This window comes from Streptomyces toxytricini (assembly GCF_014649915.1).
Lineage (GTDB): Bacteria > Actinomycetota > Actinomycetes > Streptomycetales > Streptomycetaceae > Streptomyces > Streptomyces toxytricini.
In genome coordinates, this window is record NZ_BMTY01000002.1 from 102,471 (window position 1) to 116,201 (window position 13,731).

Consider the following 13,731-nt stretch of genomic DNA (forward strand, 5'->3'; position numbering starts at 1 on the left):
GCTCCCGGAGGCCTTTCCCCTCGGCTCGGCTCGGCCCGGAGCCGGGTCCGGATACGCCCGGCGGCCACGGGCCCGCCACCCCGCTCCCCCGGGCACGCCTCAGGGTGTCGTCCTGCGGGCGAAGTGGTCGCGGAGCCAGGCCAGCAGCGCCGCGAAGGAGGGGGTCATGGCGGCGTCCGACGCGGTGAAGGCCGTCGAGCGGCCGCCGTCCTCGACCGTGATCGTGTAGCTCATCGCATCCCTGGCCCGGCCGGGCCCGTCCGACCGGGGCTCCGGGGTGAGCGCCGCCACGAGCCGGGCCAGCTCCGCCGCGTCGGCGGTCGGCAGGTCGGCCGTGTCGACCGCCTCGGGCGGGCCGCGGTGCGTCGCCGCCACCAGCCCGCCGCGTACCGCCAGGCTCACCTTCATCGGGCCGCCTTCAGCGCGGCCACGTCCCTGGCCAGGGCCTTCACCGTGGCGTTCAGCTCGCCGACCTGCCGGGTCAGGGCCGCCAGGCCGTCCTGCCGGCCCGCACCCGCGCCGGCAGGGCCTGACGACCGGGTCCGCACCATCCCCCGCGGGACGCCCCTGACCTCGACCTCCACTTCCTGCCAGGCCGCGAGGACCGCCATCTGCTCGGGGCTGTCCGCACCGAACAGCTCCCCGGCCTTGCGGAAGGTGGTGTCCGCGAAGTCCTGGAAGCCCGCGTCCCGGGCGGACGCCTTCAGCGCCTCGTACCAGACGGCCCCGGCGGCCTCCCAGGAGAATCCGCCGATCCCCACCGCCGTCAGGTGGAACGCCCTGTTCGGGATGCCGGAGTTGAAGTGCACGCCGCCCCAGTCCCCTTCCGCCGTGTCGGGCAGGTGGACGAACCGGCTCATCCGGTCCGGCTGGGGGTCCCGTCCGAACAGCGGATTGTCATAGGCCGTCCCCGGAGCCTTCATCGAGCGCAGGGCGTCGGCCTCGATGTCCGGGGTGAAGACCTCCGCCCCGATCAGCCAGTCGGCCTCGTCCGCGGGCTGCTTGAGCGCCCACTGGGCGACCATCGCCGCCATGACGTCCGACATCGACTCGTTGAGCGCCCCGGACTGGTTGTGGTACTCGAACCCCGAGGTGTGCTCGGTGATGCCGTGCCCCAGCTCGTGGACGGCGACGGTGCGGGATCCGGCCAGGTTGGTGAACAGCCGGCCGTCGCCGTCGCCGAACACCATGCGCCGTCCGTCCCAGAACGCGTTGTTGAAACGGGTGTCGAAGTGGACGTAGCCGTCCAGGCGCATCCCCCGGTCGTCGAGCGAGTTCCGCCCGAGGACCTCCTTCAGGAAGTCGCGGGTCAGGCCGAAGTTGTCGAAGACCTCGTTCACGGACGCGTCCGCGGACTCGGGCCCGTCCTCCGTCCTGGCCACCTCGGCGAGGGGGAGGAAGGTGCCGTTCCCGGCGTCGAAGACGGTGCGCCGGCCGCTGCCGGGGGCCGATGCGGCGCCGGCGAAGGCCGCCCGCACCTCCCGCTCGCCGGTCAGGCGGGCGGTGGTCAGCATCGTGCGCAGGGCGGCGCGGCGCACGTCGCCGTCCCCGCTCTCCAGCAGCTTCTCGAGGATGTACGGGGGCATGACACAGTTGGGTCGGCACGTGCTCATGGGACACCTCCTGGGCGGGGGGACCGACGGCCGGACGTGCGGGAACGCACCGGAACTCCCCGGCCGCTGGACGACGGGGGCTGCTGCGCGGCGGGCACGGCCCTGCGGGGGAACGGCAGGCACCGGCGGGGGCGGCAGCGGGAGAAGTGAGGTGTGTCGGCGCCGCCCGGCACGCATCGGGGAGCGGGGCACGCCGATACCACCAGTCTCCGGCCGCCCGCGCCGCCTGGCAAGCGCTGGAAGCCCCCGCAGCGACCGGTCAGCCGCGCCGGCGGGCACGTACGAGTCCACGGCCGTGTCGAAGACGGCGCGGGCCTCCTTCGTGCGGCCCGTCGGCGGCGACACCCACACGTCGTGCAGCGTGCCGTCCTGCTCCCAGCAGATGTCGTACGTGTGCCGGGGCCCCTCGGCGGCGGTGAAGCCGTTCCAGCTGAACTCCCACAGCGCGGCGGGCAGGCCGTCGTGCGTGGTCGGGATGAGGGTGTTGTCGCGGTAGCCCGGGTTGCCGGCCGGGCCGCGGGCGTCGGCGGCGCGCATCGAGCCGAACGCCCCGCCGGACGGGACGGGCCTGGTCCGGATCCCGACGCGGACGGCCCCGTCCGCCGCTCGCCGTCCGTCGAGCGCCGGGCGCCCTGGGGCACGGCCAGGGTGAAGCCGCGTTCGTCCGTGACGAGGACGTAGCCGCGGGGCACCGGCCCGGCTTCCGCGGGCGTGGACGGCGGCGGCGCCGCAGTGGTCGTGGCCGGGGCCGGGGCCGGGGCGGTCGTCGCGGACGGGCCGGGGGAGGCGGCCGTCGCCCCGGCCGAGGGCGACGCGGACGGGCCGGGCGCGGCCGGCGCCGCCGCCGCGGTGCTCGCGGCGGACGCGGGCGGCGACTGGGTCCGGCCGTCGAGCAGCGCCACGGCCGTCACCGCTCCCGCACAGGCGGCGACGGCCCTCACACCACGCCCGTGCCGCCGCTGCCGAGCCGGCCGCCCAGGCGGTAGCGCCCGCCGATCACCGTGCTGCCGCCGTCGCCCGGCCCGTCCTGCAGCGCCGCCCGATCCCCCTCGTCTTCCGGCCAACGGCCCATGACGGCGCACCGGATGGGCCGCCGCGCCGCGGATCGCGCCCGCGGCTCAGGGCAGCAGGGCCCGTACCCCCGCCCACTCGCCTACGGCCTGTACCACCGGGTCGTCCGACTCGGCCAGCTGCGGGCCCACCGCGGCCATCCGGTCCAGCAGCACCTTGATCCGCCGCAGGTGCCGGATGCGCCGCCGGGGCAGCTCCCGCCAGGCCCGGGCCTGCGCGACCGCCTCCGCGGGCGCCAGGTCGATCAGGGCCAGCAGCTCGCGGCACAGCCCGGCCGGGTCCCCGCCGCGGCCGGGCCCGAACTCGCGGATCAGGTACGCCCGTACGCCCGCCCTGTCGGCGGCGCGGTCCAGCGGGTGCAGCCCCGCCCAGTCGGCCCGGCGCTCGACCGCGGCCAGCGCCACCCGGCCCCAGCGCAGCCGCCGCTCCTCGGGCAGCGCCCCGTCCTGCATCCCGGCGGCGGCCAGGCTGCTCAGCGTCATCGGGTGCGGTTCGTCTCCGAGCGGCGGCTCCGTGGCCAGCCAGGCCTCCAGCTCCTCCAGCGCGTGCCCGCCGGGCGGTACGGCGGTCAGCACCTGGCCGCCGGCGAGCAGGGCGGCGGCGGGGCCCGCCAGGTGGACGCGGGCCGCCCGGCCGGCGCCGAGCGTGGACTCCCGGCGGCCCTGCCGCTCGATCCAGCGCAGCCCGAGCCGGGCGTCGCCGGCGGCGTACACCTGGCCGGTGCGGGCGGCGCCGCCGATGCACCGCACCCGGCACACCCCTCCCGAGCCGTCCGCCTCCTCGACGGAGTACACCTGCAACGCGGCGATGGGCACCGGACCTCCTCTCACGGCGGGGAGGCTACCCGGTCACCCGTCCGGCCGTCCGCCCCGGCGGGCGGGAACGCCGAAGCGGCCGGCCCCCCGCGCGGGGAGCCGGCCGCCGGCCGGTGCGGTGCGTCCGCTACGACCAGGTGACCAGGCGGCGCGGCTGCTCCAGCACGGCCGCGATGTCCGCCAGGAACTTCGAGCCGAGCTCGCCGTCGACGAGGCGGTGGTCGAAGGACAGCGCCAGCGTCGTGACGTGGCGCGGCTTCACCTTGCCCTTGTGGACCCACGGCTGGAGCCTGATCGCGCCGACCGCGAGGATCGCGGACTCGCCGGGGTTCAGGATGGGCGTGCCGGTGTCCACGCCGAAGACGCCGACGTTGGTGATGGTGAGGGTGCCGCCCTGCATGTCCGCCGGGGAGGTCTTGCCGTCGCGGGCCGTTGCGACCAGCGCTGACAGGGCCTCGGAGAGCTCGGGCAGCGTCTTGGTGTGCGCGTCCTTGATGTTGGGGACGATCAGGCCGCGCGGGGTGGCCGCCGCGATGCCCAGGTTGACGTAGTGCTTGAGCACGATCTCCTGGGCCGCCTCGTCCCAGGACGCGTTGACGTCCGGGTTGCGGCGTACGGCGATGAGGACCGCCTTGGCGATGAGCAGGAGTGGGTTGATGCGCAGCCCCGCCAGGTCCGGGTCGGCCTTGAGCTCCTGGACCAGCTTCATCGTGCGGGTCACGTCGAGGGTGATGAACTCGGTGACGTGAGGCGCGGTGAAGGCGGAGCCGACCATGGCCTGGGCGGTGGCCTTGCGGACGCCCTTGATCGGGATACGGGTCTCCCGGGCGCCCGGTTCGGCCGCCGGGGCGGCCTGGGCGGGCACGGCCGCCGGGGCGGCGGGCGCGGCGGCCGGCGCGGGGGCGGCGGCCTGCGGGGCGAGCGCGGCCGCGGCGGCGGCGTGCACGTCCTCGCGGGTCACGACGCCGCCCTCGCCGGTGGGCACCACGGAGGCGAGGTCGATCCCGAGGTCCTTGGCGAGCTTGCGGACGGGCGGCTTGGCGAGCGGCCGGTCGCCGCCGGCCGCGTGCCCGCTGCCGTTGAGCGCGGGCGCGGCGGCGGGTGCCGGAGCCGGGGCCGGGACGGCGGCCGGCGCGGCGGTGCCGTTCTGCGCGGCCGGGGCGGCCTTGCGCGGGCGGCGCTTGGTGGAGGACTGGGAGACGCCGTAGCCGACGAGGACGGGCTGGCGGCCCTCGGGCGCCGGCTCCTCGGCGGCCTCCGGCGCGGCGGCCGGGGCCGCAACGCCGGGGGCGGCGGGCTCGGGCTCGCCGCCGGGCCCGGTCTGCACCGAGATGATGACCTGGCCGACGTCGACCGTGGTGCCCTCCTCGAAGAGGAGCGCGTGCACGGTGCCGTCGAACGGGATCGGCAGCTCGACGGCCGCCTTCGCCGTCTCGACCTCGCAGACGACCTGGCCGTCGGTGACGGTGTCACCGGGCTGGACGTACCACTTGAGGATCTCTGCCTCGGTGAGGCCCTCGCCCACGTCGGGCATCTTGAATTCGCGGATGGTCACGGGGTGCTCTCCTCAGTACGCCAGCGAGCGGTCGACGGCGTCGAGCACCCTGTCCAGGCCCGGCAGGTACTCCTCCTCCAGGCGGGCCGGCGGGTACGGCGCGTGGAAGCCGCCCACGCGCAGCACCGGCGCCTCCAGGTGGTAGAAGCAGCGCTCGGTGATGCGGGCGGCGATCTCCGAGCCGACGCCGAGGAACACCGGCGCCTCGTGGACGACCACGAGCCGGCGGGTCTTCTCGACGGAGGCCTGCAGCCCGTCGAAGTCGATCGGGGACATCGAGCGCAGGTCGACGACCTCCACCGACTTGCCCTCCTCGGCCGCGGCGGCGGCCGCCTCCAGGCACAGCTTCACCATCGGGCCGTAGGCGGCCAGCGTGATGTCGCTGCCCTCGCGGGCGGTGCGGGCGGTGTGAAGGGAGTCCGGGATGGCCTCCGTGTCGACCTCGCCCTTGTCCCAGTAGCGGCGCTTCGGCTCGAAGAAGATCACCGGGTCGTCGCTGAGAATGGCCTGCTGGAGCATCCAGTAGGCGTCGCTCGCGTTCGACGGGGAGACCACCTTCAGGCCCGCGACGTGCGCGAACAGCGCCTCGGGGGACTCCGAGTGGTGCTCGACGGCGCCGATCGCGCCGCCGTACGGGATGCGGACGACGACCGGCAGCTTGACCTTGCCGAGCGCGCGGGCGTGCATCTTGGCGAGCTGCGTGACGATCTGGTCGTACGCGGGGAAGACGAACCCGTCGAACTGGATCTCCACGACGGGCCGGTAGCCGCGCAGGGCCAGGCCGACCGCCGTGCCGACGATGCCGGACTCGGCGAGCGGGGTGTCGATGACCCGGTCCTCGCCGAAGTCCTTCTGGAGCCCGTCGGTGATCCGGAAGACGCCGCCCAGCTTGCCGACGTCCTCGCCCATGATCAGGACCTTCGGGTCCGTCTCCAGGGCCTTGCGCAGCGACTCGTTGAGCGCCTTCGCGACCGACATCTTCTCGACAGCCATCAGTGACCCTCCTCGAAGGACGCGAGGTAGGCGGCGAACTGGGCGCGCTCCTCGTCGACGAGCGCGTGCCCGTCCGCGTAGACGTTCTCGAAGATCGCCATGGTGTCGGGGTCGGGCATGGCGCGGACCACCTCGCGGACGCGCTTGCCGAGGGCCTCGCTCTCGGTCTCCAGCTCCTCGAAGAAGGCCTCGTCGGCGCCTCCGGAGGCGAGCAGGTGGGCCTTCAGGCGCAGGATCGGGTCCTTGGCCTCCCAGGCCTGCCGCTCCTCGTCGCGCCGGTAGCGCGTCGGGTCGTCGGAGGTGGTGTGGGCGCCCATGCGGTAGGTGTACGCCTCGACGAGCGTCGGGCCCTCGCCGCGGCGGGCGCGGTCCAGGGCCCAGCGGGTGACCGCGAGGCAGGCGAGGACGTCGTTGCCGTCGACGCGGACGCCGGGGAAGCCGAAGCCCTCGGCGCGGCGGTAGAGCGGCACGCGCATCTGGCGCTCGGTCGGCTCGGAGATCGCCCACTGGTTGTTCTGGCAGAAGAACACCACGGGGGCGTTGTAGACGGCCGAGAAGGTGAAGGCCTCGGCGACGTCGCCCTGGCTGGACGCGCCGTCGCCGAAGTAGGCGATGACGGCCGAGTCGGCGCCGTCCTTGGCCACGCCCATCGCGTACCCGGTCGCGTGGAGCGTCTGGGAGCCGATGACGATCGTGTACAGGTGGAAGTTGTTGCCGTTGGGGTCCCAGCCGCCGTGGTTCACGCCGCGGAACATGCCGAGGAGGTTCGTCGGGTCGACCCCGCGGCACCAGGCGACCCCGTGCTCGCGGTAGGTCGGGAAGACGTAGTCGTCGTCGCGCAGGGCGCGGCCCGAGCCGATCTGGGCGGCCTCCTGGCCGAGCAGCGAGGCCCACAGGCCCAGCTCGCCCTGGCGCTGGAGGGCGGTGGCCTCGGCGTCGAAGCGGCGGGTGAGGACCATGTCGCGGTAGAGCCCGCGCAGGTCCTCGGTGGTGATGTCCTCGACGAAGGCCGCGAACTCCGCGTTGTCGGGGTTCTCCGCCGCGCCGATGCGCTCGCCTTCGGGCGTCAGCAGCTGCACGAGCTGCGGCTCGGCGTTCTGCGGGGTGGCGGCTGCCTTGGATGCGGGGGCCTTGGCGGCGCTCGCGGCGCCTGCCGCCCGCTTGGTGCCGCTGCTGCGTCGCGGCTTGCGCGCGGCAGTGCTCTCCACGGTCACGTGTTGCTCCTCCGTCGGTCCGGCTCCCGGGTTCTCCGGGGTCCAGTGCGGCTCACCCGGCTCCGTGTCCGCGCACGGGGTGGGTGCGCGTCGTGTACGGGATCCGAGCGTGACAGGTGCCCCGGCGACTGCCCTGCGCAATGCACGTTACCCAGTGCGCCGCATAACTGCGAAACCCCGCTGACCTGCGTTTTTACTTGGATTTCCAAGCAAATCCGAGGTCGCGGGAACAACCACTGGTCACAGCCTTGCAGGGGGCCGGAACAACGGCACGTTATCCCGGGTAACGACCTGGGGGAAGGGGTGAGTGTGTGAAACTGAGTTCGTGCGCGAAGACGGAAAAATCAAGGTATTCCTCCTGGACGACCACGAAGTGGTACGGCGCGGAGTGCACGAGCTCCTGTCGGGCGAGGGGGACATCGAGATCGTCGGAGAGGCCGGCAGCGCAGCCGACGCCCTCGTGCGCATCCCCGCAACCCGTCCGGACGTGGCCGTCCTCGACGTGCGCCTGCCGGACGGCAGCGGGGTGGAGGTCTGCCGGGAGGTCCGCTCGCAGGACGAGCACGTCAAGTGCCTGATGCTGACGTCCTTCGCCGACGACGAGGCCCTCTTCGACGCGATCATGGCGGGTGCCTCGGGGTACGTCCTGAAGGCCATCCGCGGCAGTGAGCTGCTGGGCGCCGTGCGGGACGTGGCGGCGGGCCGGTCGCTGCTCGACCCGGTGGCGACGGCGCGCGTGCTGGAGCGGCTGCGGGACGGCGGGGGCGGCCGGGGCGGCGACCGGCTGGCGAACCTGACGGGGCAGGAGCGCAGGATCCTCGACCTGATCGGCGAGGGCCTGACCAACCGGGAGATCGGCGAGCGGCTGCACCTTGCCGAGAAGACGATCAAAAACTACGTGTCCGGCCTGCTGTCGAAACTCGGCATGGCGCGCCGGTCGCAGGCCGCCGCGTACGTGGCGCGGCTCCAGGCCGAGCGGCGCGCCTGAGAAGTTTCCGACCGGTAATCACCGGAACGGCGCAATGAGCGGGTCCGCAGGCCCGGAAACGGAACTATTCGAACCGTTTCCGGGCCGGCTTTGCGTGCGGCCGGCGGGTGTTCAGCCGGCGTCCTCCACCTGCGGCTTCGGCGGTTCCACCGACGGCGACGGCGGGTTCTTGGTCGACGGCGCCGACTTCGTCGGCGACGGCGAGGACGAGGCGGACTTCGACGCTGAGGGCGACGGGCTGGACGACGCCGACTGCGAGGGGCTGGCGCTCTGGGAGTTCCTGGGCCGGCTCGGCGGCGGCGAGAAGTCGTCCGAGGGCCGGGAGTTGCCCGAGGTGTCCGTCGAAGGGGTGTCCTGCGAGGACGACGGGCTGCTCTGCGCGCCGCCGGAGGAGCTCTGCACGGTCGCCGGCTTGCCGCCGTCCCCGCTGCCCTGCCCGCCGCCCGACTTCACGGCGTACGCGACGCCGCCGGCGATGGCGACGACGGCGAGGACCGCGAACAGCCACAGCTTCCAGCGGCCGCCCCCGCGTTCGTCGTACCGGTCGTACCCGTCGTACCCGTCGCGGCCGCCGCCCGCGCCCTGGCCGCCGCGGCCGTGGGCGTCGTAGCCGCCGGGAAAGGCCGCGCCGTCGTCCGGGTTCAGCGGCGGCACCATCGGCTGCTGGAACTGCGAGGTGTTGGCGTGCGCGGGGTAGCCCTGCGGGCCGCCCTGGGCGACCGGCATGGCCGTGGTCGGCGCGGCGCCGCCCCGGCCGTGGGGCAGGGCCATGGTGACCGGGCCGGTGTTCCAGGTGCCGGAGCCCGCCCCCTGGTCCTGGAGCATCTGGAGGGCGTACTGGACGAGTCCGCGCATCTCCTCGGCGCTCTGGAACCGGTCGTCCGGGTCCTTGGCGAGGGCGCGCATGACGAGCCCGTCGAGTTCCTGCGGGATGTCGGGGCCGTCGGGCAGCTGCGAGGGCGGCACCGGCGCGTCCTGGACGTGCTGGTAGACCACCGACAGCGGGGTCTCGCCCGTGAAGGGGGGCCGCAGCGCGAGCAGTTCGTAGAGGAGGCAGCCGGTGGCGTAGAGGTCGGAGCGGTGGTCGACGGCCTTGCCGAGGGCCTGCTCCGGCGACAGGTACTGGGGCGTGCCCATGACCATGCCGGTCTGCGTCATCGTCGACTGGGCGCCGTGCAGGGCGCGGGCGATGCCGAAGTCCATCACCTTGACGGCGCCGGCGCCGGTGATGATGACGTTGGCGGGCTTGATGTCGCGGTGCACGATGCCGTGCTGGTGCGAGTAGGCCAGCGCCTCCAGCACCCCGGAGACGATGATGAGGGCCTGCTCGGGGCCGGGCGGCTCGCCGCTGCTGAGGAGGAGGTCGCGGATGGTGCGGCCCTCGACCAGCTCCATGACGATGTACGGCACCGTGTTGGCGCCGACCTTGTCCTCGCCGGAGTCGTACACGGCGACGACCGCGTGGTGGTTGAGCCCGGCGACCGACTGCGCCTCGCGCGTGAAGCGGGCCTTGGAGACCGGGTCCTCCGCGAGGTCGGCCCGCAGCAGCTTCACCGCGACGGTCCGGCCGAGCCGGACGTCCTCGGCGGCGAACACCTCGGCCATGCCGCCGCGGCCCAGGCGGTGCGTCAGCCGGTAGCGGCCGTCGCCGACCAGGCCGCCGGCGCCCCAGTGCTCAGGACCATCTGCCATCCCGGCGCCGCGTTCCTCGGGTTCGGGTGCCATGAATCCTCGCCGTCGTCTCTCTCGGCCGCCGCGCTCAGCGGTAGGTCCTTTTTCGGGTGCTCCGATGAACGCTACAGCCTCGGAACAGGTCGCCGTTCGGACAATGGCTCGCCGTTGCCCCGCGGTCACGGAACGGGCACCTGGCTTGACGTGGGCTTGCCCTCCGGCAGACTGGGCCCGACATGCGCTCAGCCAGACGCGTCAGGACACACCCCGAGGGGAAGCAACAGTCATGAGCCAGGACGGCAATCAGGCCCAGTACGCGGGCGGCTCTCTGGCCGGTGGCCGTTACCAGCTAAGGGATTTGCTCGGCGCGGGCGGCATGGCCTCCGTGTACCTGGCGTACGACTCGGCGCTGGACCGGCAGGTCGCCATCAAGACCCTGCACAGCGACCTGGGCCGCGAGCAGTCGTTCCGCGAGCGGTTCCGCCGTGAAGCGCAGGCTGTTGCGAAACTGTCGCACACCAACATCGTCTCGGTCTTCGACACGGGCGAGGGCGAGGTCGTCTTCCCCGACGGCCGGGCCGACGCGGCGGTCATGCCGTACATCGTCATGGAGTACGTGGAGGGCCGTCCGCTGGGCTCCGTACTGGAGGAGGACATCCGCCAGTACGGGGCGATGCCCGCCGACAAGGCGCTGAAGGTGACGGCCGACGTGCTGGCCGCGCTGGACACCAGCCACGAGATGGGCCTGGTCCACCGCGACATCAAGCCCGGCAACGTCATGATGACCAAGCGCGGCGTGGTCAAGGTGATGGACTTCGGCATCGCCCGCGCCATGCAGTCGGGCGTCACGTCGATGACGCAGACCGGCATGGTGGTCGGCACCCCGCAGTACCTGTCGCCGGAGCAGGCCCTCGGCCGCGGCGTCGACGCCCGCTCCGACCTGTACTCGGTCGGCATCATGCTCTTCCAGCTGCTGACGGGCCGCCTGCCGTTCGACGCCGACTCGCCGCTGGCGATCGCGTACGCGCACGTCCAGGAGGAGCCGGTCGCCCCGTCCTCCGTCAACCGGTCCATCAGCCCGGCGATGGACGCGCTCGTGGCGCGGGCGCTGAAGAAGAACCCGAACGAGCGCTTCCCCACCGCCGCTGCGATGCGCGACGAGATCGCGCGCGTGCTGGCGGCCGGGCAGACCGGCGCCCCGGCCATCGTCCCCGGCGCCCACACGGGCGGCAGCGGCGCCGGTGTCGGCTCGGCCGTGTTCCCGCCGCTCGACTCGGGCCTCCAGGGCCCGCCCGGGCACGCGGTGCAGCAGCCGTACGCGCCGACTCCGGCGCCCGCCCCGTACGCGCCGACGCCGCCGCCGGCGGCGGCGATGGGCCAGGGCGGCTACGCCTACCCGCCGCAGCCGCAGACGGCCCAGGGCTACGCCCCGCAGACGCCGCCGCCGTTCGCCGCCTCCGGGCAGGTCGCACCGGCCGCTTCCGGAGCGGGCGGCCGGAAGAACATGCCGGTCGTCGTGGGCGCCATCACCGTGGCGCTGCTCGCGGTGGGCGGGCTCGTCTACGCGGTCTCGGGCAACGGCGAGGACGGCAAGAAGGACGACCAGACCAGCGCGCAGACCACCGGCGGCCAGGCCAGCCCCTCCGGCTCCGCCAAGGCCGGGCACAAGGGCCCGGACACCACGCGCACGATCGACCCGCAGAAGTGCAAGGAGCCGACCAAGCACTACAGCGACGCGACGAAGGTGATCGCGCCGGACTTCCGGTACAAGCACCTGCGCTCGGTGAAGGAGTGCATCCAGGCGGCGGGCTGGAAGTACAAGATCGAGAAGCGCGACGAGGCGGTGTACGGCGAGGACACCGTCCTGCAGCAGCTGCCCGAGGCGGGCGGCAAGGTCGACAAGGAGGGGACCGAGTTCACGCTGGTCGTCTCCACCGGCGACCCGCAGTAGCGCCTCCGCCGCGGCCGGACGGGCCCGTACGGGGCCCTTTGGCGACACCGGCATCCCGGGCCACCCGTACGGGGCGCCCGGGATGCCGCTTTTGCACCACCATGTGACTCTGGGCGGGACATCTCGGCCTCCTCCCGGACTCCGTCCCGGGGGGACCCCATGCGGACGGGAGGCGCTCGCCGTGCACCGACGCCGCACACGGCACTGGGCGGCCGGGGCGGTCCTGGCCGCCGCGGCCGCCGTCTGCGCCCTCCCCGGCGCCCCGGGCGCGGAAGCGGCGGGGCCGGGCTCCGCCGCGGTGAGGCAGGGGTCCGGGGAGGGGGCCGGACGGGAGGCGGACGGCGCGGACGGCGCCCCGGAGGCCGGCGCCGAGGACCTGCGGGAGGGGCGCGGGGGCCCGGAGGACCGGGGAGGCGGCCGGGAGGACGGCCTGGCCGGGCCGGACCGGGGCCTGCGGACGCAGCCGGGCGCCCGCCGGGAGCCGGCCGGCCCCGGCGAGCCGGCCGAACGGGACGAGCCGACGGAACCGCGGGGGACGACCGAACCGGACGAGCCGGCCGACCGCCGGCAGCCCGCCGACCGGGGGCAGCCGGCCGACCGCGGCGAGCCCACCGCACGGGACGGAACGGCGGAGCAGGAGGGGACCGAGCCCGGCGGCGACCGCAACGGCGAGGACGCCGGCATGCGCGCCCAGCTGGCCGGCACCCCCGCCGGCGTGGGCAGGCAGCGGCCCGGGCGCCCCGCGGGCGAGCCGCCGAACCCGCGGACCGTGCCCGCCTCCCGCCCCCTGCCTCCCGCGCCCGCGCGTCCCGTCCCGCACCACCCGGCCCGCCCGCCCGACGCGCCCGTCGCGCCCGATGCACCGGTCGCGCCCGTCGCGCCCGTACCGCCCGCACCGGTCACGGCCCTCGGCACCGGTCCGAACGAGCGCGCCGCGGACCTGGCCGCCCACCTCCTGCCGCTCGGCACCGGATGCGCCCTGATGGGCATCGGCCTCGGCTACCTCGGGGCGCGGCTGCGGCGCGGGCTGTGAAGGCGCCGCGGGCGCCGCACCGGAGCCCGCCTCCCCCTCGGGGACTACGCCGGAGGATGGTTGCGGCGTGCTGCATACTCGGTATACATACTCGGTATGTCAATCCGCCACGGACTCCTCGCCCTACTGGATGACGGACCCCGGTACGGCTCCCGGCTCCGTACCGAGTTCGAATCGCGCACCGGCTCCACCTGGCCCCTCAACGTCGGGCAGGTGTACACGACCCTCGCCCGCCTGGAGCGCGACGGCCTCGTCGCCCCCGGCGGCGAGGACCCGGCCGGCCACACCCTGTACGCCATCACCGAGGCGGGCCGCGCCGAGCTGCGCCTCTGGTACGAGCGCCCCGTCGACCGCACCAGCCCGCCCCGCGACGAGCTGGCCATCAAGCTCGCCATGGCCGTCGGCTCCCCGGGCGTGGACATCCGCGCGGTCATCCAGGCGCAGCGGCACGCCACGGTCAAGGCGATGCAGGACTACACCCGCCTCAAGGCGCAGGCCCTGGCCGCCTTGGAGTCGGGCGCGGCCCGCGAACGCGACGACGTGGCCTGGCTGCTGGTCCTCGAACAGCTCATCTTCCAGACCGAGGCGGAGGCCCGCTGGCTCGACCACAGCGAATCCAGGCTCGTGCGGCTCTCCCTGACGGCCGACCGGAGAGCCGAGGGGGATCCGCCGCAGGCCGCAGACACCGCCACCGCCACCGCCCCGAAACCCCGCGCGTCCCACGCCCCGCCGCGCTGACGCCACCACCGTCCCAGGGGGGACCATGCCCGACCCGCACCCGCACACCGAACGACCCGTACTCCAGCTCCAGGACCTGGTCCGCACGC

At 74.4% G+C, this 13,731-nt stretch carries 12 protein-coding genes; 4 read left to right on the plus strand and 8 right to left on the minus strand.

Features of this window, described 5'->3' with window-relative positions; translation table 11 throughout:
- Nucleotides 1-99: 99 nt before the first annotated feature.
- From IE170_RS02650 to pdhA, 7 genes are all read right to left on the minus strand, one after another.
- A complete protein-coding gene (locus IE170_RS02650; protein ID WP_189807691.1) occupies nucleotides 100-408 on the minus strand; it encodes a protealysin inhibitor emfourin in 309 nt (102 codons plus the stop codon).
- Nucleotides 405-2,150, minus strand: a complete 1,746-nt coding sequence (locus IE170_RS02655) for a M4 family metallopeptidase (RefSeq protein WP_223855506.1) — start codon at nucleotides 2,148-2,150, stop codon at nucleotides 405-407. Before IE170_RS02655 ends, IE170_RS02650 begins: the two co-directional genes overlap by 4 nt.
- A gap of 400 nt (nucleotides 2,151-2,550) precedes the next feature.
- Nucleotides 2,551-2,685, minus strand: a complete 135-nt coding sequence (locus IE170_RS33125) for a hypothetical protein (RefSeq protein ID WP_263406921.1) — start codon at nucleotides 2,683-2,685, stop codon at nucleotides 2,551-2,553.
- A 46-nt stretch (nucleotides 2,686-2,731) separates the two neighbouring features.
- Complete coding sequence (locus IE170_RS02660) at nucleotides 2,732-3,514, minus strand: hypothetical protein (protein ID WP_189807692.1); 783 nt, start codon at nucleotides 3,512-3,514, stop codon at nucleotides 2,732-2,734.
- A 112-nt stretch (nucleotides 3,515-3,626) separates the two neighbouring features.
- Entirely contained in the window at nucleotides 3,627-5,033 is a 1,407-nt protein-coding gene (locus IE170_RS02665; RefSeq protein WP_189807908.1) for a dihydrolipoamide acetyltransferase family protein, read from the minus strand.
- Nucleotides 5,034-5,066: 33 nt separating this feature from the next.
- Nucleotides 5,067-6,047: an alpha-ketoacid dehydrogenase subunit beta gene (locus tag IE170_RS02670; RefSeq protein WP_125546697.1), complete on the minus strand. Its 981-nt coding sequence runs from the start codon at nucleotides 6,045-6,047 to the stop codon at nucleotides 5,067-5,069.
- Nucleotides 6,047-7,261, minus strand: coding sequence for a pyruvate dehydrogenase (acetyl-transferring) E1 component subunit alpha (gene pdhA, locus IE170_RS02675; protein WP_189807693.1), 1,215 nt, complete (start codon nucleotides 7,259-7,261; stop codon nucleotides 6,047-6,049). Before pdhA ends, IE170_RS02670 begins: the two co-directional genes overlap by 1 nt.
- A 325-nt stretch (nucleotides 7,262-7,586) precedes the next feature.
- Here pdhA and IE170_RS02680 point away from each other — a divergent pair, with 325 nt between their 5' ends.
- Nucleotides 7,587-8,249, plus strand: a complete 663-nt coding sequence (locus tag IE170_RS02680) for a response regulator (RefSeq protein WP_189807694.1) — start codon at nucleotides 7,587-7,589, stop codon at nucleotides 8,247-8,249.
- A gap of 111 nt (nucleotides 8,250-8,360) precedes the next feature.
- On the opposite strand, the gene IE170_RS02685 is transcribed toward IE170_RS02680, so the two are convergent.
- A complete protein-coding gene (locus tag IE170_RS02685; protein WP_189807695.1) occupies nucleotides 8,361-9,974 on the minus strand; it encodes a protein kinase domain-containing protein in 1,614 nt (537 codons plus the stop codon).
- 232 nt (nucleotides 9,975-10,206) lie between these two features.
- Between IE170_RS02685 and IE170_RS02690 the strand changes: the two genes are divergently transcribed.
- From IE170_RS02690 to IE170_RS02700, 3 genes are all read left to right on the plus strand, one after another.
- Nucleotides 10,207-11,871, plus strand: coding sequence for a protein kinase domain-containing protein (locus IE170_RS02690; RefSeq protein ID WP_223855505.1), 1,665 nt, complete (start codon nucleotides 10,207-10,209; stop codon nucleotides 11,869-11,871).
- A gap of 181 nt (nucleotides 11,872-12,052) precedes the next feature.
- On the plus strand, nucleotides 12,053-12,904 hold the full coding sequence (locus IE170_RS02695; RefSeq protein ID WP_189807697.1) for a hypothetical protein: 852 nt from the start codon (nucleotides 12,053-12,055) through the stop codon (nucleotides 12,902-12,904).
- A gap of 96 nt (nucleotides 12,905-13,000) precedes the next feature.
- A complete protein-coding gene (locus tag IE170_RS02700; protein ID WP_189807698.1) occupies nucleotides 13,001-13,642 on the plus strand; it encodes a PadR family transcriptional regulator in 642 nt (213 codons plus the stop codon).
- The last annotated feature ends 89 nt before the right edge of the window (nucleotides 13,643-13,731 follow it).